At 74.2% G+C, this 19,825-nt stretch carries 18 protein-coding genes; 8 read left to right on the forward strand and 10 right to left on the reverse strand.

Annotation, left to right across the window (positions count from 1 at the left end; all coding sequences use genetic code 11):
- Positions 1–2 precede the first annotated feature (2 nt).
- On the reverse strand, positions 3–1,301 hold the full coding sequence (locus tag EDJALFJO_RS30400; protein WP_198950789.1) for a YibE/F family protein: 1,299 nt from the start codon (positions 1,299–1,301) through the stop codon (positions 3–5).
- Positions 1,302–1,460: 159 nt separating this feature from the next.
- Here EDJALFJO_RS30400 and EDJALFJO_RS30405 point away from each other — a divergent pair, with 159 nt between their 5' ends.
- A complete protein-coding gene (locus EDJALFJO_RS30405; protein WP_088290194.1) occupies positions 1,461–1,919 on the forward strand; it encodes a hypothetical protein in 459 nt (152 codons plus the stop codon).
- 33 nt (positions 1,920–1,952) lie between these two features.
- Here the strand turns inward: EDJALFJO_RS30405 and EDJALFJO_RS30410 are convergent, their stop codons facing one another.
- From EDJALFJO_RS30410 to recO, 3 genes are all read right to left on the reverse strand, one after another.
- Positions 1,953–3,233: a YibE/F family protein gene (locus EDJALFJO_RS30410; RefSeq protein ID WP_088290196.1), complete on the reverse strand. Its 1,281-nt coding sequence runs from the start codon at positions 3,231–3,233 to the stop codon at positions 1,953–1,955.
- 7 nt (positions 3,234–3,240) lie between these two features.
- Entirely contained in the window at positions 3,241–4,074 is an 834-nt protein-coding gene (locus EDJALFJO_RS30415; RefSeq protein WP_088290230.1) for an isoprenyl transferase, read from the reverse strand.
- An 84-nt stretch (positions 4,075–4,158) separates the two neighbouring features.
- Positions 4,159–4,944 (reverse strand): DNA repair protein RecO, encoded by a 786-nt coding sequence (recO, locus tag EDJALFJO_RS30420; RefSeq protein WP_088290198.1) that lies wholly within the window; start codon positions 4,942–4,944, stop codon positions 4,159–4,161.
- Between the two features lie 110 nt (positions 4,945–5,054).
- On the opposite strand from recO, the gene EDJALFJO_RS30425 reads away from it, so the two are divergent.
- Positions 5,055–6,143 (forward strand): phosphatase PAP2 family protein, encoded by a 1,089-nt coding sequence (locus EDJALFJO_RS30425; protein ID WP_198950790.1) that lies wholly within the window; start codon positions 5,055–5,057, stop codon positions 6,141–6,143.
- 9 nt (positions 6,144–6,152) lie between these two features.
- On the opposite strand, the gene EDJALFJO_RS30430 is transcribed toward EDJALFJO_RS30425, so the two are convergent.
- From EDJALFJO_RS30430 to leuA, 3 genes are all read right to left on the reverse strand, one after another.
- Positions 6,153–6,608: a hypothetical protein gene (locus EDJALFJO_RS30430; protein WP_088290200.1), complete on the reverse strand. Its 456-nt coding sequence runs from the start codon at positions 6,606–6,608 to the stop codon at positions 6,153–6,155.
- Positions 6,605–6,952 carry a PadR family transcriptional regulator gene (locus EDJALFJO_RS30435; RefSeq protein ID WP_198950791.1) on the reverse strand — a complete coding sequence of 116 codons (348 nt, stop codon included), beginning with the start codon at positions 6,950–6,952 and terminating at the stop codon, positions 6,605–6,607. Before EDJALFJO_RS30435 ends, EDJALFJO_RS30430 begins: the two co-directional genes overlap by 4 nt.
- Positions 6,953–7,206: 254 nt before the next feature.
- Positions 7,207–8,958 carry a 2-isopropylmalate synthase gene (leuA, locus tag EDJALFJO_RS30440; protein ID WP_088290202.1) on the reverse strand — a complete coding sequence of 584 codons (1,752 nt, stop codon included), beginning with the start codon at positions 8,956–8,958 and terminating at the stop codon, positions 7,207–7,209.
- Positions 8,959–9,135: 177 nt separating this feature from the next.
- Between leuA and EDJALFJO_RS30445 the strand changes: the two genes are divergently transcribed.
- The 5 genes from EDJALFJO_RS30445 (at position 9,136) to EDJALFJO_RS30465 (ending at position 15,197) form a co-directional block, all read left to right on the forward strand.
- On the forward strand, positions 9,136–9,582 hold the full coding sequence (locus tag EDJALFJO_RS30445; RefSeq protein WP_088290204.1) for a RidA family protein: 447 nt from the start codon (positions 9,136–9,138) through the stop codon (positions 9,580–9,582).
- 4 nt (positions 9,583–9,586) lie between these two features.
- A complete protein-coding gene (locus EDJALFJO_RS30450; RefSeq protein WP_088290206.1) occupies positions 9,587–11,890 on the forward strand; it encodes a molybdopterin dinucleotide binding domain-containing protein in 2,304 nt (767 codons plus the stop codon).
- A 60-nt stretch (positions 11,891–11,950) separates the two neighbouring features.
- Positions 11,951–12,538 carry a pentapeptide repeat-containing protein gene (locus tag EDJALFJO_RS30455; RefSeq protein ID WP_088290208.1) on the forward strand — a complete coding sequence of 196 codons (588 nt, stop codon included), beginning with the start codon at positions 11,951–11,953 and terminating at the stop codon, positions 12,536–12,538.
- Between the two features lie 94 nt (positions 12,539–12,632).
- A complete protein-coding gene (locus EDJALFJO_RS30460; RefSeq protein WP_088290210.1) occupies positions 12,633–13,916 on the forward strand; it encodes a Rieske 2Fe-2S domain-containing protein in 1,284 nt (427 codons plus the stop codon).
- A 3-nt stretch (positions 13,917–13,919) separates the two neighbouring features.
- Positions 13,920–15,197, forward strand: a complete 1,278-nt coding sequence (locus EDJALFJO_RS30465) for a cytosine deaminase (RefSeq protein ID WP_088290212.1) — start codon at positions 13,920–13,922, stop codon at positions 15,195–15,197.
- 82 nt (positions 15,198–15,279) lie between these two features.
- Here the strand turns inward: EDJALFJO_RS30465 and EDJALFJO_RS30470 are convergent, their stop codons facing one another.
- Complete coding sequence (locus tag EDJALFJO_RS30470) at positions 15,280–16,740, reverse strand: cytosine permease (RefSeq protein WP_088290214.1); 1,461 nt, start codon at positions 16,738–16,740, stop codon at positions 15,280–15,282.
- Between the two features lie 263 nt (positions 16,741–17,003).
- Between EDJALFJO_RS30470 and EDJALFJO_RS30475 the strand changes: the two genes are divergently transcribed.
- The gene (locus tag EDJALFJO_RS30475; protein WP_088290216.1) at positions 17,004–17,480 is read left to right on the forward strand and encodes a pyridoxamine 5'-phosphate oxidase family protein; all 477 of its coding nucleotides are present in this window, start codon (positions 17,004–17,006) and stop codon (positions 17,478–17,480) included.
- 48 nt (positions 17,481–17,528) lie between these two features.
- Here the strand turns inward: EDJALFJO_RS30475 and EDJALFJO_RS30480 are convergent, their stop codons facing one another.
- Both EDJALFJO_RS30480 and EDJALFJO_RS30485 read right to left on the reverse strand, forming a co-directional pair.
- Complete coding sequence (locus EDJALFJO_RS30480) at positions 17,529–18,485, reverse strand: hypothetical protein (RefSeq protein ID WP_088290218.1); 957 nt, start codon at positions 18,483–18,485, stop codon at positions 17,529–17,531.
- On the reverse strand, positions 18,482–19,825 hold a 1,344-nt coding region (locus tag EDJALFJO_RS30485; RefSeq protein ID WP_143448877.1), incomplete at its 5' end, for a fibronectin type III domain-containing protein. The genes EDJALFJO_RS30480 and EDJALFJO_RS30485, both read right to left, overlap by 4 nt.

The raw sequence follows: 19,825 nt of genomic DNA on the forward strand, positions 1-19,825 counted from the left end.
CGTCAGGTCGTGACAGCGTCGACGGGTCTGAGGTCGGCCACCTGCGGGCCGCCGTCCTCCACCGGCCGGACCGGCCGGCCCCGCGACGCGACGAGGGCCGCGACGAGCGTCGTGAGCGGGATCGCGAGCACGAGCCCGACGGACCCGACGAGGGTGCGGACGACCTCCTCCGCGACGTCCCCGCCCGTGAGCACCTGGCCGACCGGCTGGGCGTAGAGGTCGACGAGCAGCAGCGTCGGCAGCGCGGCGCCCGCGTAGGCGAAGACGATCGTGTAGACGGTCGAGGCGAGGTGGTCGCGGCCGACCCGCATGCCGCTGGCGAACAGCGCCCGGACGCCGAGGTGCGGCGCGTGCGCCTTGACCTCCCAGACGGCGGAGGCCTGGGTCACCGTCACGTCGTTCAGCACCCCGAGCCCCGCCACGACGACGCCGCACAGCACGATCCCGCCGAGCCCGGCGCCGGTCGTGAGCCGGCTGAGCTCGAAGTCCTCGTCGGACACGAGCCCGTCGAGGTGCGCGGCCCCGGTCGCCCAGGCGGCGAGCCCGGCGGTCACCGCGAGCCCGGCGACGGTGCCGAGCAGGGCCGTCGTCGTCCGGGCCGAGACCCCGTGCGCGAGGTAGAGCACCGGCAGCATGATCGCGCTCGCCGTGACGAGGGCCAGCGGCAGCGGCGGCCCCCCGGTGCGCAGCGCGGGCAGCAGAAACTGCGCGACGACGACGAACGCGACCGCGACCCCGCCGAGAGCGGCCAGCCCCTTCCACCGGGCGACCGCGACGACGAGGACGGCGAAGAGCCCCGCGAGCAGGCCCAGCGGCAGCCGGCGCTCGTAGCCGACGAACGCGTACGCCGGCGGGACGCCGTCCTGCGCCGGGTAGACCGCGAGCCGCACCGGGTCCCCCGCGCCGAGCCCGGCCCGGACCACCTCGACGGGAACCGGCACCTCCGCGGACGTCGTCCCGCCCGCCCCGGGGACGGCGACGACGGCGACCGCGCAGTCCGACGCCGCCCCGCCGGGGTCGGTGCCAGGGGCGGTGCCCGGGTCGGCCGGCACGACGCCCTCGCCGCCGCTCTCGGCCCCGACCTGGTCGCAGGGCAGCGCCCGGGTCCCGGTGACGGTGCCGTCGAGCAGCCGCAGCCCGGCGTACGGGTTCTCGACCCGGGTCGACCGGACCACCTCGCCGTCCGGTCGCAGCACGACGAGCCCGGCGAGCGTCACCGCGGCCACCGCGAGCACGAGCGCCCACAGCACCGCAGAGGTGGTCCGGCCGACCTGCAGGTCGGCGTCGTGGTGGGCGCTCACCCTCTGATCGTCCGACGACCGGGCGGCGACGTCCGGCAGGCACGCCGGGGCGGGCCCGATGCAGCCGGGACATGAACATCATGTGCGGATCCCCCTCGGAGGGTCGAGGAGCCGGCCGGGTCCGTGCGACCGTGGTCGCCTCACCTCGGAGGTCGCCCCATGAGCGTGACGCACCCTGCCGGACCCACCGCCCTGCGCGGACGCCACCTCCTCGCCGGTGCCCTCGTGTGGGCGCTGACGAGCAGCCTGTGGGCCGTCGACCTCGTGCTCCGCACCCGCCGCGAGGAGCAGGTCCTCCTCGGCGGCACCGTCCTCACCCTCGCCGCGCTCGCTGCGCTCGCGACCTTCACGTGGGGCACCGTCCTCGGCCGCCGGCACGCCTGGCGCACCCTCGCCGCGTCCCTGGCGGCGACGGTCGTCATGGCGCTCGTCACCGTCTTCGCCTGGCTGCTCGCCGTCGTCCCGGCCGCCTCGGACACGAACCCGGAGGCCGTCCGGGTCGTCGTGTCGGCGCTGTTCGCCGGGGCCTGCCTCGTGCTCGCCGCGGCACTCGTCCTCGGGGCCGGCGTGGGACGGCGGGCCGCCGCGCACGACGCGGCACCCCGCCCCCGGCGCTGAGCCGCCCCGGTCCGGTCCGTCCGGTCCGGCGGGTCAGTCCGGCGGGTTCGGGTCCGTCCGGTCGGCCGCCGTCCGCGACGAGGCCGCGAGCACCGCGGCGACCGCGGTCGTCAGCGGGATCGTCAGCACGAGGCTGGACGACGTGACGAGGGTCCGCACGAGCTCCTCGGCGACGCTGCCGCTCACGACGACGTCACCCACGGGCCGCTGGTACAGCGTCTGGAGCATGAGCGTGGGCAGCGCGGCCCCGGCGTAGACGAAGACGATCGTGTAGACGACCGAGGCGAGGTGGTCGCGGCCGATCCGCATCCCGGCGGAGAACAGCCGGCCGGCCCCGAGATGCGGTGCGGCGTCGTGGATCTCCCAGACCGCGGAGGCCTGGCTGATCGTCACGTCGTTGAGCACGCCGAGGCCGGCGATGATGATCCCGCAGAGGATGACACCGCTGATCCCGGCACCGGTCGTCAGCTGGCTGAGCGCCTGCCCCTCCTCGGCGTCCAGCCCGGTGAGGCCGGTCGCGGCCGTCGCCCACCACGCGAAGAGCGCGGTCGCGACGAGCCCGGCGAGGGTGCCGAGCAGCGCCGTCGTCGTCTTCACCGTGACGCCGTGCGCGAGGTAGAGCAGCACGGTCATGATCGCGGACGACGCGACGACCGCGACGAGCACCGGGTCGCTGCCCGCGAGCAGCGCCGGCACGACGAACGACCCGATCGCGAGGTAGGCCACCGCGAGGCCGCCGAGCGCCGCGAGCCCCTTGAGCCGGGCGACGGCCACGACGGCGAGCGCGAAGACGACCACGAGCACCGTGAGCGGCGTCCGGCGGGACCGGTCGGCCCACGCGTAGACGGCCGGCTGGCCGTCCGCCGGCGGGAACCGGGTGAGCCGGACGCCGTCGCCGCGGGCCAGCCCGGCGCGCTCGACCGCCGACGGCACGGCGACGGAGACGACCTCGCCGCCCCCCGCGGACGCGCCTGGGTCGACCCGGACCTTCGCGGTGACGCACGTGACGGTCTCCGGGATCGTGCCGTCGAGCAGCCGGTCGGACGACGTCCCCTCGCACGTCGCGCGGGCCGTCGACTCGACGGTGCCCTCGACGAAGACGACGCCGTCGTAGAGGTCGCCGATCACCGCGGGGACGGCGACGGCGGGCGGCCAGAGCGCGACGAGCCCGGCGACGGTGAGCACGACGACGACGGCGACGATCCCGCCGAGCACGGTGACGACGCCGCGCGAGGCGTTCGCCGGCCCGCCGTGGGCGTGGCTGTGCCCGTGCCCGGCAGCGGCGGGCTGCGGTGCTGACCCGTGACGTCCCACGGGCGGCTCAGCCCTGGGGCGGCGCGGCGGCGTCCACCGCGCCCCCGTAACGCCGGTCGCGCCGGGCGTAGTCGTCGACGGCCTGCCACAGCGTGCGGCGGTCGACGTCCGGCCACAGCACGTCCATGAAGACCAGCTCGGCGTAGGCCGACTGCCACAGCAGGAAGTTCGACGTCCGCTGCTCCCCCGACGTCCGCAGGAACATGTCGACGTCGGGCATGTCGGGCTCGTCGAGGAACCGCGCGACGGTGCGCTCGTCGACCTTCTCGGGGTCGAGCCGGCCGGCGGCGGCCTCGCGGGCGATCGCCCGGGCGGCATCCGCGATCTCGGCCCGGCCGCCGTAGTTGACGCACATCGTCAGGGTGCAGACGGTGTTGTCCTTCGTGAGCTCCTCGGCCGCCTCGAGCTCGGCGACGACGCTGCGCCACAGCCGCGGGCGGCGTCCGGCCCAGCGCACCCGGACGCCCCAGGCGTGCATGTCGTCGCGACGGCGCCGGATGACGTCCCGGTTGAACCCCATGAGGAAGCGCACCTCGTCCGGCGAGCGCCGCCAGTTCTCGGTGGAGAAGGCGTACGCCGACACGTGCGTGACGCCGATCTCGATCGCCCCGGCGACGACGTCGAGCAGCGCCGCCTCCCCCGCCTCGTGGCCCTTCGTCCGCGGCAGTCCGCGCTGGTTGGCCCAGCGGCCGTTGCCGTCCATGACGATGGCGACGTGCTTCGGCACGAGCTCGGCCGGGACCGCCGGCGGCCGGGCACCGGAGGGGTGCGGCGGCGGCGGGACCGGCTCGGCCCGGACGGCGGACGCGGCACCGCGGGAGGTGCGGCGGCGGCTCGGCATCGGCATGCCGGACAGCCTGCCAGAGCCGCGCGGAGGGTTCGTGCAGGGACCGTGCAGGTGCCGGGAGCGTGCAAGGAGCGCGGGTCAGGGGGTCGCGGTCCGCGGGACGGCGGCGTACCGGGCGGCGTCCACCGTCGTCGGCTCGCGCTCGACGAGCCGCAGCGACCGGACCTGCCGCTCGAGGTGCCACTGCAGGTAGGCGGCGGTGAGCCCGGACGCCTCCTTGCGCCGGCGCGGCTCGCTGGCGTCGGCGTGGCCCCAGTCCCCGGAGAGCAGCGCGGCGAGCAGCGTGAGGGTGTCCGGGTGCGGGGCGGCCGAGCCGGCCGGCCGGCACTGCGGGCACACGACGCCGCCCATGGCGACGGCGAACGCCCGGTGCGGACCGGGCGCGCCGCAGCGGGCGCAGTCGACGAAGTTCGGCGCCCACCCGGCGACGGACAGCGCCCGCAGGAGGAACGCGTCGAGCACGAGGCCGGGCTCGTGCCGGCCCTCGGCGAGGCTGCGCAGCCCGCCCGCGAGGAGCAGGTAGAGCTGGAGGGCCGGCTCGCCCTCGGTGTCCGCGAGCCGCTCGGCGGTCTCGAGCATCGCCGTCCCGGCGGTGTAGCGGCCGTAGTCGGTCGCGATCGCCGTCCCGTACGGGCCGATGGTCTCGGCCTGGGTGACGATGTCGAGCGAGCGGCCCTCGTAGAGCTGGACGTCGATGAGCATGAACGGCTCGACCCGCGCCCCGAGCCGGGACGACGTCTTCCGCACGCCCTTCGCGACGGCCCGGACCAGGCCCCGCCCCCGCGTCAGGAGCGTGACGATCCGGTCGGCCTCGCCCAGCTTCTGGCAGCGCAGGACGACGGCTTCGTCGCGGTAGACGGGCACGGCCCCATTGTCACCCACCCGGGCGCCGCCGGGCCGTGGGACGCTCGGGGCATCGGTCCCGACACACGGAAAGCCACTACGCAGAGCAATTGTCTCGATACATTCTGCTGATGAACTGGCCATGGCTGCGCATCGGGAGCGCCACGACCTGGGTGGTCGCGTTCGTCGTCTGGCTCTCGACGGCCGGCTTCACGACCGAGCGGTTCACCGTCGTGTTCTGGGTCATCACCGCGCTGGTCGCGTTCACCCTCGGGTCGCGTCCGTGGTGGCAGGCACCGCTCGACTGGATGCCGATCATCGTGTTCTTCCTCGCGTACGACTGGACGCGCGGCCACGCCGCCGTGCTCGGCCGGCCGGTGATGTGGCTCTGGCCGCCGAAGATCGACGCGTGGATCGGCGGCGGCACGGTCCCCAGCGTCTGGCTGCAGGAGCGGTTCGCCGCCTCGAACGCGCACCTCCCGTGGTGGGAGACGATCGTCGCCACCACGTACCTGAGCCACTTCATCGCGCCGTTCGTCATCGGGGGCGTGCTCTGGGTGCGCCACCGCGAGCAGTTCGTCCGCTTCATGACCCGGCTCGCGCTGGTCTCCGCGATCGGGGTCGTCGCCTACATGCTCGTCCCCGCGGCGCCGCCGTGGGCCGCCGCGCGGTGCACGCACGCCGAGGTCGCCGACAACCCGAGGGCACCGGCCTGCCTCAGCGACCCGGTCCCCGAGCAGCCGGACCGCACGGTGCTGCCGGCCTTCGAGCGCCACGAGCCCGGGTACCGGCCGATGGTGCAGCGCATCTCGGCCCGGGGCTGGGCGAAGGTGCCGGGCATGGAGCGCACCCGCGGGTTCATCCAGACCGGCATCGACGGCTCGAACCTCGTCGCGGCGGTGCCGTCCCTGCACGGGGCCGGTGCGCTGCTCGTCGCGTGGTTCCTCTGGCCGTTCGCCCGGCGCCGCTGGCGGCCGCTGCTCGTGGCGTACCCGCTCGCGATGGCCTTCAGCCTCGTCTACGGCGGCGACCACTACGTCGTCGACATCGCCCTCGGCTGGGCGCTCGTCGCCTTCGTCATGCTCACGGTCGGCCGCTTCGAGCACTTCCGCACCGCGCGCGCCGCAGCACCGGCCGCGGACACCGCAGATGCTCCCGACACGGTCGTCCTCGCCGGACGGACGGCGTCCCCGGCCGCCAGGCACCTGGCATCCGGCTGAAGCCGGCCGTCACAACGGCGGCGGCAGCATGGCGTTCCCGCGCTCCTGCGTGACGGTGTACTTCCCGCAGTGCCTGCACTCCGTGTAGGCGTCGCCTTCCTCGTTGCGCCGCTCGACGAAACGGTGCAGGAGCAGCCAGCAGGACAGGTGACGGCGGGCCCGCGGGACGACGGCCACGTCGACGACAGGTGCCGGCGCTCCGCGCAGGGCGCTGCGCAGGCGCAGCCCGTTCGCCGCGAGCGCGAACGCGTAGGCGATCTGCTCGCGACCGGTCATGCCGTGCATCTCGGCGAGGAACTCCAGCGCGTACCGCCGCCGCTGCGCTGCAGGCAGCTGGACGACGGCCAGCCGGACGCCGAGCTTCGCCAGGCGGGGCGGTGCGAGCCTGCGCCGCTCGGCCAGCGTCAGCGGACGCCCGGAGGAGCTGCGGTCCGGCCCCTGCGCCCCTCTGCCGCCGTCGGTCACGACGCGCTGCCCATCGCGGTGGAACCGCCGAGCGCCGTGGCGCTCCGCGACGGCAGCGGGCGCCGCGCCCGGGCGACGGCGGCCCGGGCCGCGACCACGCCGTCCGGCGTGAGCCGGTAGTAGCGACGGGCCGGACGCCCGGCACGCACAGGGTCGACGTCCTCCCACGACGACGAGACCCAGCCCGCCGACTCGAGCCGGGCGAGGATCGGGTGCACCGTTCCGCTGGGCAGCCCCGCCTCGCGCCCGATCTCCAGCCCGTACCGCTCGAGCTCCGGCCCCGCGAGGAGCACCTCGAGCACGAGTCGGGTGGGCACGGTCATCCGGAACGGCCGCTCGGTCATGGTCGTACTCTACCTAGCCCTAGGTAGAGCAAGCAATGTCCCGAACCGGCGATGCTCACGGCCGGTACCGTTTCGCGGCCTTCTGGGCGCGCGGAACGGTACCTACCGTGAGCATCAGCAGCACCTGGGGGCGCGCCTCGTGGGCGCGCGCCACCGGGACGCCGGCCCGGTGGGGACGGCGCCGCGAGGGTGGCGGGTGCGGTTCCGGGGTGTGACGGCGACGGGGATCGGACCGGTCGGACCGGTCGGCCCCGTCAGACCGCCGGGCGACCGATCGAGCGGTTGACCGCGGAGACGACGGCCTTGAGCGAGGCCCGGATGATGTTCGGGTCGACACCGACGCCCCAGAGCACCCGGTCGCCGACCGCGCACTCGAGGAAGGCCGCGGCCTTCGCGTCGCCGCCCGCGCTCATCGCGTGCTCGGTGTAGTCGAGCACCCGGACGTCGACCCCGAGGGTCGCGATCGCGTCGACGAACGCCGCGATCGGGCCGTTGCCGGTGCCCTCGAGGTGCTTGAGCACGCCCGCGTCCTCGACGTCGACCGAGAGGTGGTCGAGACCGTCGTCCTCGCTCGTCGCCCGCATGCCGCGCACCCGGAACCGGCCCCACGGCTCCAACCCGATCTGCGGGTCCGACGGCAGGTACTCGTCGGCGAAGATCTTCCACATCTGGGCCGGGGCGACCTCGCCGCCCTGGTCGTCGGTGACGTGCTGGACGACCTGGCTGAACTCGATCTGCAGCCGGCGCGGCAGGTCGAGCGAGTACTCGTGCTTCATGATGTAGGCCACGCCGCCCTTGCCGGACTGGCTGTTGACCCGGATGACCGCCTCGTACGTGCGGCCGACGTCCTTGGGGTCGATCGGCAGGTACGGCACCGCCCACGGGATGTCGTCGACGCCCTTGCCGGCGGCCGCGGCGTCCCGCTCGAGGTGCTCGAAACCCTTCTTGATCGCGTCCTGGTGCGACCCGGAGAACGCGGTGTAGACGAGGTCGCCGCCGTAGGGGTGCCGCTCCGGCACGCGCAGCTGGTTGCAGTACTCGACGGTGCGGCGGACCTCGTCGATGTCGGAGAAGTCGATCATCGGGTCGACGCCCTGGCTGAACAGGTTGAGGCCCAGCGTGACGAGGCAGACGTTGCCGGTGCGCTCGCCGTTGCCGAACAGGCAGCCTTCGATCCGGTCGGCGCCGGCCAGGTAGCCGAGCTCGGCGGCGGCGACGGCGGTGCCCCGGTCGTTGTGCGGGTGCAGCGACAGCGTGACGTTCTCGCGGTGCGCGAGGTGGCGGTGCATCCACTCGATCGAGTCGGCGTAGACGTTCGGGGTCGCCATCTCGACGGTCGCGGGCAGGTTGATGATGACCTTGCGGTCGGGCGCGGGCTCGAAGACGTTGAGGACCTCGTTGCTGATCCGCGCCGCGAACTCCAGCTCGGTGCCGGTGTACGACTCGGGCGAGTACTCGAAGTAGATGTTCGTGCCCTCGGAGATCGCTTCGTCGCCGAGCTTCATGCACAGCCGGGCGCCCTCGAGCGCGACGTCGACGATGCCGTCCTGGTCCAGGCCGAAGACGACGCGGCGCTGCAGCACGGACGTCGAGTTGTACAGGTGGACGACGGCCTGCTTGGAGCCGCGGATCGACTCGAAGGTCCGCTCGATGAGGTGCTCGCGGGCCTGGGTCAGCACCTGGATGACCACGTCGTCGGGGATGACGTCGTCCTCGATGAGCTGGCGGACGAAGTCGAAGTCGGTCTGGCTCGCCGACGGGAAGCCGACCTCGATCTCCTTGTAGCCCATGGAGACGAGCAGCTCGAACATGCGCCGCTTGCGCTCGGGGCTCATCGGGTCGATGAGGGCCTGGTTGCCGTCGCGCAGGTCGACGGCGCACCACTGCGGCGCCTTCGTGATCTGCTTCGTCGGCCAGGTGCGGTCCGGGAGCTCCACCTGGATCTGCTCGGAGAACGGCAGGTACTTGTGGATCGGCATGCCGGAGGGCTGCTGGGTGTTGTTCATGTCCTCGCCTCTACGTGGGAGTCGCTGGGGCCCTGATCGAGTGGTGCTTCAGATCGGCCGGCGCACGCGAGCTCCCCGCGGCGAGGGACCGGCCTAGAGGGCCCCGCCGCGGCGGCGAAGGAGGAGGGACGCCACGCGCACGGACACACCGTACACGGTCGGTGGCAGCATCGGCACATGCCACCAGTCACGCCACGAGTCACCCTGCACGGCGCGCCGGGCCTGTTCGACGGCGTCCCGTACGCCTACTCCGCGCACCGTTCCGAGCCCGGGACGCTGCTGTTCACCGCCGGTGCGTGCCCGATCGACGCCGCCGGCACGGTCGTCGCGCCGGGCGACGTCCGCGGCCAGACCGAGCAGGTCCTCGCGAACCTCGTCGTCGCCCTGGAGGCCGGCGGCGCGTCCTTCGCGGACGTCGTGCGCACCACGGTCTACGTCGCGACGACGGACCGCGCCGACCTGCTCGCCGCCTGGGAGGTCTTCCACGCCTTCTGCGGCGGCTACCCCGCGCCGAGCACCCTGCTCGGGGTGACGGTGCTCGGCTGGCCGGGTCAGCTCGTCGAGATCGAGGCCGTCGCGGTGCTCGCCGACGATGGCGCGACACCGCCGGCTCCCGCAGACTGACCGGATGTCAGAGACGACGGCCCGGCCGGCAGCGCAGACGACGCGGACGACGACGCACCGCTACACCTGCCCCCTGTGCGAGGCGACCTGCGGCCTCCTCGTCGAGGTCGGGCACCCGGACGGCGCGGCGCCCCGCGTCGTCCAGGCCCGCGGCAACCCCGACGACGTGTTCAGCAAGGGCTTCGCCTGCCCGAAGGGGCTGGCCATCGGCGAGCTCCAGCACGACCCGGACCGGCTGCGCGCCCCGCTCGTCGACGGCGAGGAGACGACGTGGGAGCACGCCTGGTCGGTGGTCGCGGAACGGCTCGGCCGCGTCGTCACCGAGCACGGCCGCGGCGCCCTCGGGCTGTACCTCGGCAACCCGAACGTCCACAACCTCGCCGGCCAGCTCTACGTCGGCGCGGTCGCGAAGGCCGCGGGCACGCGCAACATCTTCAGCGCGTCGACGACCGACCAGATGCCCAAGCAGGTCGCGACGACGTACATGTTCGGCGACCCGCTCACCGTGCCGATCCCGGACGTCGACCGCACCGACCTGCTCGTCGTCCTCGGCGCCGACCCGCTCACCTCGAACGGCTCTCTGTGGACCGCCCCCGACATGCCCGGCCGGCTGCGCGCGCTGCGCAAGCGCGGCGGCCGGCTCGTCGTCGTCGACCCGCGGACGTCGCGCACCGCGAAGGCCGCCGACACCCACCTCGCGATCCGGCCCGGCACCGACGTGTTCCTGCTCGCGGCCGTCGCGCACGTCCTGCTCGCGGAGGGGCTGGCGGACGTCGGCCCGCACGTCGGCGCCCACCTCGAGGGCCTCGACGCGCTCCCCGAGGTGCTCGCCCCCTTCACCCCGGACGCCGTCGCACCGGTCGTCGGCATCCCCGCCGAGGCCGTCACGACGCTCGCCCGCGACCTCGCCGCCGCGCGGTCCGCCGCCGTCTACGGCCGGATCGGGACGACGACCGTCCGGTTCGGGACGCTCACCTCGTGGCTCGTCGACGTCGTGAACACCCTGACCGGCAACCTCGACGCCCCCGGCGGCGTGATGTTCCCGCTCGCCGCCGCCGGGCAGCGCAACTCCTCGCCGACGTCCCGGGCCCGCAGTCCCCGCTTCGGCCGCTGGACGAGCGCGGAGCGCGGCCTGCCCGAGGTGCTCGGCGAGCTGCCGACCGCGGCGCTCGCCGAGGAGATCCTCGGCGGCCACGTCCGCGGGCTCGTGACGGTCGCCGGCAACCCGGCGCTGTCCGCACCGGACGGCGGGCGGCTCGGCAAGGCCCTCGACGGCCTCGACGTTCTGATCTGCGTCGACCTCTACCGCACCGAGACGGCGGCCCGCGCCGACGTCGTCCTGCCCGTCCCCGGGCCGCTCGCCCGGCCGCACTACGACCTCACGTTCAACCAGTTCGCCTGCCGGAACACCGCGCACTTCTCCCCCGCCGTGCTGCCCGCCGAGGGCGACGTCGAGCCGGAGTGGCGCACGCTCTGCCGGCTCGCCGGGGTGCTGCAGACCCTTGCCCCGCAGGTCGACCCGGACGCCGTCGACGCTCTCGTCGTCTCGGCGCTGCTCGGCCAGCACGTCGCCGCCGAGGGCTCACCGGTGCACGGGCGCGACGTCGCCGACCTCGTCGCACAGGTGTCGACGGCCGCCGACGGCACGCCGCGCACCGGTGACGTCCGGATGCTCGACGCGTTGCTGCGGCTCGGCCCGTACGGCGACGGCTTCGGCGCGCGCCCGGACGGGCTCACCCTCGACCGGCTCGCCGCCGCCCCGGACGGCCTCGACCTCGGCCCGCTCGAGCCGCGGCTGCCCGAGGTGCTCCGGACGCCGTCCGGCCGGGTCGAGCTCGCGCCGGCGCCGGTCGTCGCGGACGTCGCCCGGCTGCGCACCGCGCTCGACGAGGCCCGGGCCGCGGTCGCCGACGGAGGCCTCGTGCTCGTCGGGCGCCGGCACCTGCGCTCGAACAACTCGTGGGCGCACAACCTGCCCTCGCTCGTCACCGGCTCGAACACGTGCACCCTGCACATCCACCCCGACGACGCGGCGGCCCGCGGCATCGTCGACGGCGCGCCGGTCGCAGTGACGTCGTCCGCCGGGAGCGTCGAGACCGTCGCCGAGGTGACCGACCGGATCCGCGCGGGCGTCGTGTCGCTCCCGCACGGCTGGGGGCACGCGGTCGACGGCGCCGGGCTGTCGGTGGCGCGGACGGCGGACGGCGACGGCGGCGCGAACGTCAACGTACTCGTGCCGCCGGAGGTCGACCCGCTCTCCGGGACGGCCGTCCTCAACGGGTACGCGGTGGAGGTCGCGGCCGTCTGACGGGGACGCGCAGTACGGTCGATGCTGCATCGACCAGCCGACCCGAGGAGCGCCGTCCGCATGCTCGACCGCGACGAGGCACCGGACCGTGACTGGTACGGCGCGGACCTGTCCGGTGAGGCGTTCGACGCCCTCGCGTTCCTCGAGACCGACCTCACCGACGCCCGGGCGACCGCGGCGTCGTTCACCGACTGCCTGTTCCGCGGCGTCCGGTTCAACGCCTCCGCCTGGACCGGCAGCGCCTTCACGAACTGCACGTTCGTCCGGTGCCGGTTCTTCTCCTCGACCTTCACCGGCTGCAAGCTCGTCGGCAGCCGGTTCGAGCGGTGCGCCTTCGACCACCTCACGGTCGACGGCGGCGACTGGTCGTTCACCGGGCTCGCGGCCGCCGACCTGCGGACGGCGCGGCTGTCCGGCGTCCGGATGCGCGAGAGCGACCTGACGAAGGTGCGTGGCAAGGGCATGACGCTGAGCCACTGCGACCTCGACGCCGCGCTGCTCACCGGCGCGGACCTGTCGGCGGCGGACCTGCGCGGCAGCCTCATGACGACCCTCGACCCGCGCGAGACCGACCTGCGGGGTGCCCAGGTGACGGTCGACCAGGCGCTCGCGATCGCCACCGCGCTCGGGGTGCAGATCACGGGCTGACAGGGGTGACGGCAGGCCCGCGATCGGACAGGATGCGTCCGGGCGCCGAGGGTGCTGCCCCGGTCGCGTGTACTCGTCACACCCCGGAGGTCGCATGAGGCAGCCCGTCGACGGTTGGTGGCCGACCGTCCCGCTCGACGCCGTCGGCACAGCCCCGGTCGAGGTGACGACAGGCGACCGGGCGTGGGTCGCGTTCCGCCCGGAGCCCGGCGCCCCGGTCGGCGTCGTCGAGGCCCGCTGCCCGCACCGGCTCGTCCGGCTGGCGCACGGCACGGTCGTCGACGGCACCGTGCAGTGCCCGTACCACGGCTGGCGGTTCGGGCCGGACGGCGCGTGCACGCTCGTCCCCTCGAACGGCCCGGCCGCCTCGGTGCCGCCGCGGGCCCGGCTCGCGGCACCGTGGGGCGTCCGGGAGGCGGACGGCGTCCTGTGGGTTGCCCCGGTCGACCCGGCGGTGCCGGGGTCGGCGCCGCCGGACCTGCGGGCCACCGAGGAGACCCTGACGAACCTCGACGCCTCGCTCGAGGCGGGCTGGCACCCGCTGCTCCTCGTCGACGAGGTGCCCGACCACGGTCAGGTGGCCGCCCGGCTGCTGGGGCGGGAGTACTCGGTCGGGCGCGCCGGCGACGGTTTCGCCGTGACCCCGCCGGTGGCCCGGTCCGCGGTCCGCTTCGACGTGCTCTGGGTGGCACCGGCCGAGCCGCGAGTCCCGCTGCTGGAGTGCGCCGACGACACCGACCCGCTCTTTGCACCGGGCTGGCTCGAGCCCGACCGGTCGGCGTCGCCCGCCGGGGTGCTCGCGGAGAACTTCCTCGACGCCGCGCACTTCCCGTTCGTGCACGTCGGCACCTTCGGGGCGGCCGAGGAGACGTACGTCGAGCCGTTCGACGTGGAGTCGGACGGCGACGGGCTCGTCTCCGTGCAGGACCAGTGGTTCGACAACCCGGAGGATCCCGCTGTGCTGCAAGGGATCCGGCCCGTGCGTCAGCGGCGCCGCTCGACGTACGTCCACCGCTGGCCGTTCCAGCTCCTCCTGCGCCTCGAGGAGCTCGACGCCGGTGCGGTGAAGACGATCCTCTTCTTCCTCCAGCCCGAGGCAGCGGACTCGACGCGGGTCTACACGAAGATGCTCTTCCACGGCATCGGCGGGGTCGCGGTGCCGCCGCCGGACGTCGTCGCGAAGGAGGTGGCCTTCGAGGTCGCCGTCCTCGGCGAGGACCTCGCGCTCCAGGCGGCGATGACCGTGCGCGGCCTGCCGCTGCGGATGCGGGACGAGCTCCACGTCCGCTCCGACCGCAGCGGCGTCGCGCTGCGGCGGGTGCTCGCCCGCCACCGCTCCCCCGGCGCCGTTCCCGACCCGACCGACCCGGAGGCCTGACCCGTGGACCTGCTGCTGCGCAACGCCGTCCTGCTCGGCACCGACCACCCGGTCGACGTCCTCGTCTCGGGCAGCACGGTGGCGGCGATCGGCCCCGACCTGCCGGCACCCGACGGCGAGCACGAGGTCGAGGACCTCGGGGGCCGGCTCGTCACGCCGCCGCTCGTCGAGCCGCACATCCACCTGGACGCCGTCCTCACCGTGGGCCAGCCCCGGCAGAACGAGACCGGTTCGCTCTTCGAGGGCATCGCCGTGTGGGCGGAGCGGGTCAAGACCCTCACCCCGGACGACGTCGCGGCCCGGGCGCGGGAGGTCATGACCTGGCAGCTCGCCTGGGGCGTCCAGTCGGTGCGCAGCCACGTCGACGTGTGCGACCCCGACCTGCGGGCGCTCGCCGGCCTGAAGCAGGTGCGCGAGGAGTTCGCCGGCCTCGTCGACCTGCAGCTCGTCGCGTTCCCGCAGCAGGGCATCTACGGCTTCGCCGGCGGCGCTGACCTCATGCGCCGCGCGGTCGAGGAGGGCTGCGACGTCGTCGGTGGCATCCCCCACTACGAGCTGACCCGCGAGGACGGCGTCGCCTCGGTGCAGTACGTCTTCGACCTCGCCCAGGAGTACGACCGGCTCATCGACATCCACTGCGACGAGACGGACGACGACCACGCCCGGTTCGTCGAGGTGATGGCCGCCGAGACGATCAAGCGCGGGATGACGGGCCGGGTCACCGCGAGCCACACGACGGCGATGGGCTCCTACAACGCCGCGTACGCGTACCGCCTCGTGAACAACATCAAGCGGGCCGGCCTGCACATGGTGACGAACCCGCTCGACAACTCGGTGCTCCAGGGCCGCTTCGACGTCGGTCCGGTCCGCCGCGGCCAGACCCGGGTCAAGGAGCTCATCGCGGCCGGGCTCAACGTCGCGATCGGCCACGACTCGGTGATGGACCCCTGGTACCCGCTCGGCGTCGGCGACCCGCTGCAGTCCGCGTTCGTCATGGCCCACTACGGCCAGATGAGCGGCGCGAGCGAGCTGGAGTACCTGCTCGAGATGGTGACGACGAACCCGGCCAGGGCGCTCGGCGTCGACTCGGCCGGCGTCCGCGTCGGCGGCCCCGCCGACCTCGTCGTCTTCGACGCCCCGACCGCCACGGACGCCGTCCGACGCATCTCTCCCCGCTGGCTGGTGATGCGCGCCGGCGAGGTCGTCGCCCGCACCCGCCCCGCCACCACCACGGTGACCACCCGCACAGGCACCCGCGAGGTCACCTTCCTCCGCCCCTGACGCTGCCGCCGCGGCCCGTACGACTGCGGGGAGACGACGACGGCGCGATGCCGTCGTGGTCTCCCCGCAGGTGGTCGAACGGTCAGGGCTTGGCGGCCTCCGTGTCGGGGAGGACCAGGACCTCGTCGCGCTCCGTCTTCTGCAGCTTGAAGAGCACGAAGTACAGCGCGCCGGCGATGAGGAAGCCGGCCTCGAAGGCGCTGTCACCGAGCCAGGCGTACTTCTCGGCGAGCGGGCCGACGTACTTGGCCTGGTTCGAGAACAGGTACACCGAGACGGCGATCGCCACGAGCATCGAGACCCAGCCGGCCCACGGGTTGTGCTTGCGGTCGAAGAGGTAGCCGCTCACCTCGTGGCCGCGGCGCAGGTACTGGTCCATGAAGACGACCGCGATCCACGGCCCGATCCAGTACGCGATGACGAGGAGGAAGTCCTCGTACTTGTGGACGTCCTTGAGGCCGTCCCAGGCGACGACGAACCCGAGCACGCCGAAGACGAGCGCGACGATCGCGCGCGCCATGCCGAGCCGGATCTTGATGCCGAGCGCGAGGAACGACATGGCGCCGGAGTACACGTTGATCGCGTTGGCCGAGATGGCGCCGACGACGATCGCGAGCAGCGTGAGCTTGGCGATCCAGCCGGGCATGCTCGAGGTGAAGGCGTCCGTCGCGTTCGTGAACGGGTCCTTCGTGAGCGAGACCGACAGCGCCCCGATGATCTCGAGCACGGTGCAGGAGACGAAGATCCCCAGGCCCGCGAAGATGCCGGCCCGCTTCCCCGTGGCGTTGCCGACGGCGTCCTTGGGCAGGTAGCGGGTGTAGTCCGAGGCGTACGGGTTCCAGCCGGCGGCGTAGCCGAACGTCGTGCCGAGGGTGAGCATGAACGCGCCGACGGCGTTGACCTCCGGGTTCGCGGTGAGCGCGCCCGGCGAGGCCTTCGTGACGATCGAGATCGTCGCGAGGACGAACGCGACGGCGAGCAGGGGCAGGGCCAGCCGCTCGAAGGAGTGGATGAAGTTGTGGCCCATGAAGGCGACGCCGATCTGCGCGGCCACGACGATGACGAGGCCGAGCAGGTTCGGGATGCCGAAGAGCGCGTTGAGCGCGAGGGTGCCGCTGACGCTGTTCACCGCGAACCAGCCGACGCCGGCGACGACGGAGTTGAGCCCGGCAGGCAGCGCGTTGCCGCGGAACCCGAACGGGATCCGCGACAGGATCATCTGCGCGACGCCGTACTGCGGGCCGCGCGCGGACAGGACCGCCTGCGAGAAGGCCCCGAGGCCCGTCCCGAGGACGATCGCTGCGACCGCCGCCGGGAACGACTGGCCGAACGCGGCCACGGCGAGGACGCCGAGGAAGACGGTGGCGAACTCGAGGTTCGGCGACATCCACGTCCAGAAGAGCGAGACGGGGGTGCCGTGCCGTTCGTCGAACGGGATGAGCTCTGCGCCGCCGGGCTCGACGGCGGCGACCTTCGCGCCGTACTCGCCCTCGCGGACGTCGGCGACGACGGTCGCCGTCTCAGGGGTGTGGGTGGACGCCATGATGGGCCTGCCTTTCCGACAGGAGCACGTCTTACGGGGGGAGGCTGACGTGACGCTGGCCGAGCGGCGTCGTCTCTGACGACCTGTGCCAGACACGCCGAACCGCCGCCGCCGGGTGCTCCGGCGCCGGCGCGGGGCGTGCCGTCGCGCGCACCCTAACCCGCCGGGCAGGGGTTGCGGCAGGGGGTGATCGTTACACCCGCGTTAACCTCGCGGCCAACGGTCACCCGGCAGGTCCCCGGTGCGCGTGGAAGGCTGCGGCCATGACGACCTGGGGGCGGCTCCTCGCCGAGGCACCGGACGTCGCGGCAGGCGTCCGCGCACGGTTCGAGGCCCACAAGCACAAGACGATGGCGACCCTGCGGGCCGACGGGTCGCCCCGGATCAGCGGCACCGAGGTCGAGGTCCGGGACGACGGCGTCTACCTCGCGGGGATGCCCGGCAGCCGGCGCTTCGACGACCTGCGCCGCGACCCCCGGGTGGCGATCCACTCCGGCTCCGACGAGCCGCACGCGTGGTCCGGCGACGCCAAGCTCTCCGGGACGGCCGTCGAGCTCACCGACCCGCAGGTGCACGCGGCGTACCGGGCGTCGCTCGAGCAGGTGCCCCCCGGCCCCTTCGAGCTGTTCCGGATCGACGTCGACGAGGCGACCGTGGTCCGCCTCAGCGACACCCGGGATGCCCTCGTCGTGGAGACGTGGCGGCCGGGCCGGCCGGTGCTGCGGATCCGGCGGAGCTGAGCCGCCGGCCCGCAGGTCTCAGACCTGGTCAGACCTGGTCAGACCTGGTCAGACCTGGTCGAGGACGTCGAGGACGAGCACCCGGGCGTGGGTCGTGGAGGTCGCGGGCAGGACGGCGACCGCCCGGCTGCCGACCCCGGCGGCCTTGAGCGCCGGGACGGTCTTGAGGACGGCCCGGCCCGGCATGAGTACCGGGGACCCGCCCCAGGTGGAGTTCACCGTGCGCCCGGTCTCGCCGTCGACCTCGAGGAGCTGGACGACGAGCGTCCGCTTCGCGTCGACCGGGTCACCCGCCCCGTCGACGAGCAGCCGCGACCGGCGCTTCTTCGACGTCCCCACCGCCACGACGGACGTCACCGTCGGTGCCTTCCCGGGCGCCCCGACGACCGTCGGGTAGCCGCCGCCCGTCCCGGAGCGGACGGCGGTGCCCACGCCTGCGCCGCCCGGCTCGACGACGTCCACGACGTCGAGCACGACCGCCACCGGACCCGTCGCACCGGCCGCACCGGTGGTCCACCCGTCGGCGGAGGGGGCGACGACGAGCAGCCGGGAGCCGGCCCGACGGCCGACGACGACCTTCGCCCAGGCGTCCGCCGCCCTCGGGCCCGCGACGCCGAGCCGGGGCAGCCCGCGCGCCCAGGTGTCGTCGAGGGTCGCGGACGGCGCACCGCCGCTCCCCCACGACTGCACGTGGTACCCGGTGACGACGAGGTCACCGGCCCGCACGACCCGGCCCTTGCCCGCCGACAGCACCTCGACCGCGGGCTCGGCCGGGGCGGTCGCCCCGCCGGCCACGCCGACCGCGGGTGCCTGGCCGAAGCCACCCGTCACGGTGACCCCGAGCCGGGTCACCGTCGGCCCCTTCGGGGCCGCGGAGCCGGAGGGGGCCGCCGCGGCGGACGCCCCCGCCGCGGCGGCGGTCCCACCGGTGCCCGCGGCACCGTCGGAGCACGCCGCGAGTGCCGCCATCAGCGCGACGGCGCCCGCGAGGTGCCGCAGCCTCATCGACCGTTCACGGCGTTCGACCGGGACGAACGCGAGCTCGTGCCGAGCGCGTTGATCGCCTCCACCTGGAACCGATAGATCCCGGCCACCGGCAGCGGCATGTTGTACGACGTGGACGACGCGGAGCGCACCGACGACACGACCGTCTGCAGCACCGTGGCGTTGGTCGCCGTGGAGCTCATCCGGTGCGCGACGACCCGGTAGCCGGTGATCGCGGAGCCGCCGTTGCTCGACGGCGCCGTCCAGCGCGCCGTCGCGGTGACCGACCCGCCGCTGGCTCCGGCCGCCGCAGTCCCGATCGTCGGCGCACCCGGCACGGTCGCCGGGGTCACCGCGTTCGAGCGGGGGCTGTACGTCCCCGTGCCCGCGGCGTTGACCGCCCTTACCCGGAAGTCGTACGCCGTCCCGTTCGTGAGCCCGGGGAAGACCAGGCTCGTCGCACCCGCCGGCGCGTTCTGCACGGTGCCCACGACGGTGGTCGTCCCGGCACGCCGGGCCTGCACCTGGTACCGCGTGATCGGCGAGCCGCCGTCGCTCGCGGGCGGCGTCCACCGCACGGTCGCCGACGCGTTGCCGCGCACCGCGGTGCCGATGGTGGGCACCCCGGGCGCCGTCGCCGCCGCGGTCGTCACGACCTGGTTCGACTCCGCGGAGAACGCGCTCGTGAGCCCGTCCGCGTTGATCGCGGCGACCTGGAACGTGTACGTGAAGCCGGGGTCGAGACCGGTGACGGTCGCCGAGGTGCCCGGGGCCACGTTCGTGGCGAACACCGGGATGCCCGACAGCACCGCCTGGATCTCGTAGCCCGTGATGGCCGAGCCACCGGTGTCGGTCGGCGGCGTCCACGAGACCGTCGCCGACGTCGGCCCGGCGAGGGCCGCCGTGCCGATGACCGGGGCGGCCGGCGGCCCGACCGGGGTCACCGGGCCGAACGGCGCCGAGTCCGGACTCGTGCCGCCCGCGTTGACCGCACGGACGACGACCGTCACGGGAACGCCGTTCTGCAGCCCGGTGATCGTGATGCTCGACGCGGTCCCGTCGACCGTGGCGCTGGCGAAGACCGAGCCGTTGACGAGCGCGTCGGCCTGGAAGGCGTTGAACGGCGCACCGCCCGTCGGCACGAAGCCCACGGTCACGCTGTTCGCGCCGGGCGTGAGGTCGGTGATCGTCGGCGCCGGCGGGGCGTCCGGGAGCACCGGCGCACCCTGGTCGACGAACGCGGTGCACTGCTTCGTCACCGCGTCCGTCGCGGTGCAGAAGCGCAGGACCTCGATGTTCCACAACGTGTCGGTGCCGTCAGCCGCGCGGCCGCAGGCTTCTGCCCGCTCGACGGCGCGACG

The sequence above is a fragment of the Kineosporia sp. A_224 genome (assembly GCF_002198655.1).
Taxonomy (GTDB): Bacteria; Actinomycetota; Actinomycetes; order Actinomycetales; family Kineosporiaceae; genus R-H-3.

Excerpts from the sequence above, each read along its gene's own strand:
- EDJALFJO_RS30405 (WP_088290194.1), top strand. The coding sequence starts at position 1,461 with ATGAGCGTGACGCACCCTGCCGGACCCACCGCCCTGCGCGGACGCCAC.
- EDJALFJO_RS30415 (WP_088290230.1), bottom strand. The coding sequence starts at position 4,074 with ATGCCGAGCCGCCGCCGCACCTCCCGCGGTGCCGCGTCCGCCGTCCGG.
- EDJALFJO_RS30425 (WP_198950790.1), top strand. The coding sequence starts at position 5,055 with ATGAACTGGCCATGGCTGCGCATCGGGAGCGCCACGACCTGGGTGGTC.
- EDJALFJO_RS30435 (WP_198950791.1), bottom strand. The coding sequence starts at position 6,952 with ATGACCGAGCGGCCGTTCCGGATGACCGTGCCCACCCGACTCGTGCTC.
- leuA (WP_088290202.1), bottom strand. The coding sequence starts at position 8,958 with ATGAACAACACCCAGCAGCCCTCCGGCATGCCGATCCACAAGTACCTG.
- EDJALFJO_RS30445 (WP_088290204.1), top strand. The coding sequence starts at position 9,136 with ATGCCACCAGTCACGCCACGAGTCACCCTGCACGGCGCGCCGGGCCTG.
- EDJALFJO_RS30450 (WP_088290206.1), top strand. The coding sequence starts at position 9,587 with ATGTCAGAGACGACGGCCCGGCCGGCAGCGCAGACGACGCGGACGACG.
- EDJALFJO_RS30455 (WP_088290208.1), top strand. The coding sequence starts at position 11,951 with ATGCTCGACCGCGACGAGGCACCGGACCGTGACTGGTACGGCGCGGAC.
- EDJALFJO_RS30460 (WP_088290210.1), top strand. The coding sequence starts at position 12,633 with ATGAGGCAGCCCGTCGACGGTTGGTGGCCGACCGTCCCGCTCGACGCC.
- EDJALFJO_RS30470 (WP_088290214.1), bottom strand. The coding sequence starts at position 16,740 with ATGGCGTCCACCCACACCCCTGAGACGGCGACCGTCGTCGCCGACGTC.
- EDJALFJO_RS30475 (WP_088290216.1), top strand. The coding sequence starts at position 17,004 with ATGACGACCTGGGGGCGGCTCCTCGCCGAGGCACCGGACGTCGCGGCA.
- EDJALFJO_RS30480 (WP_088290218.1), bottom strand. The coding sequence starts at position 18,485 with ATGAGGCTGCGGCACCTCGCGGGCGCCGTCGCGCTGATGGCGGCACTC.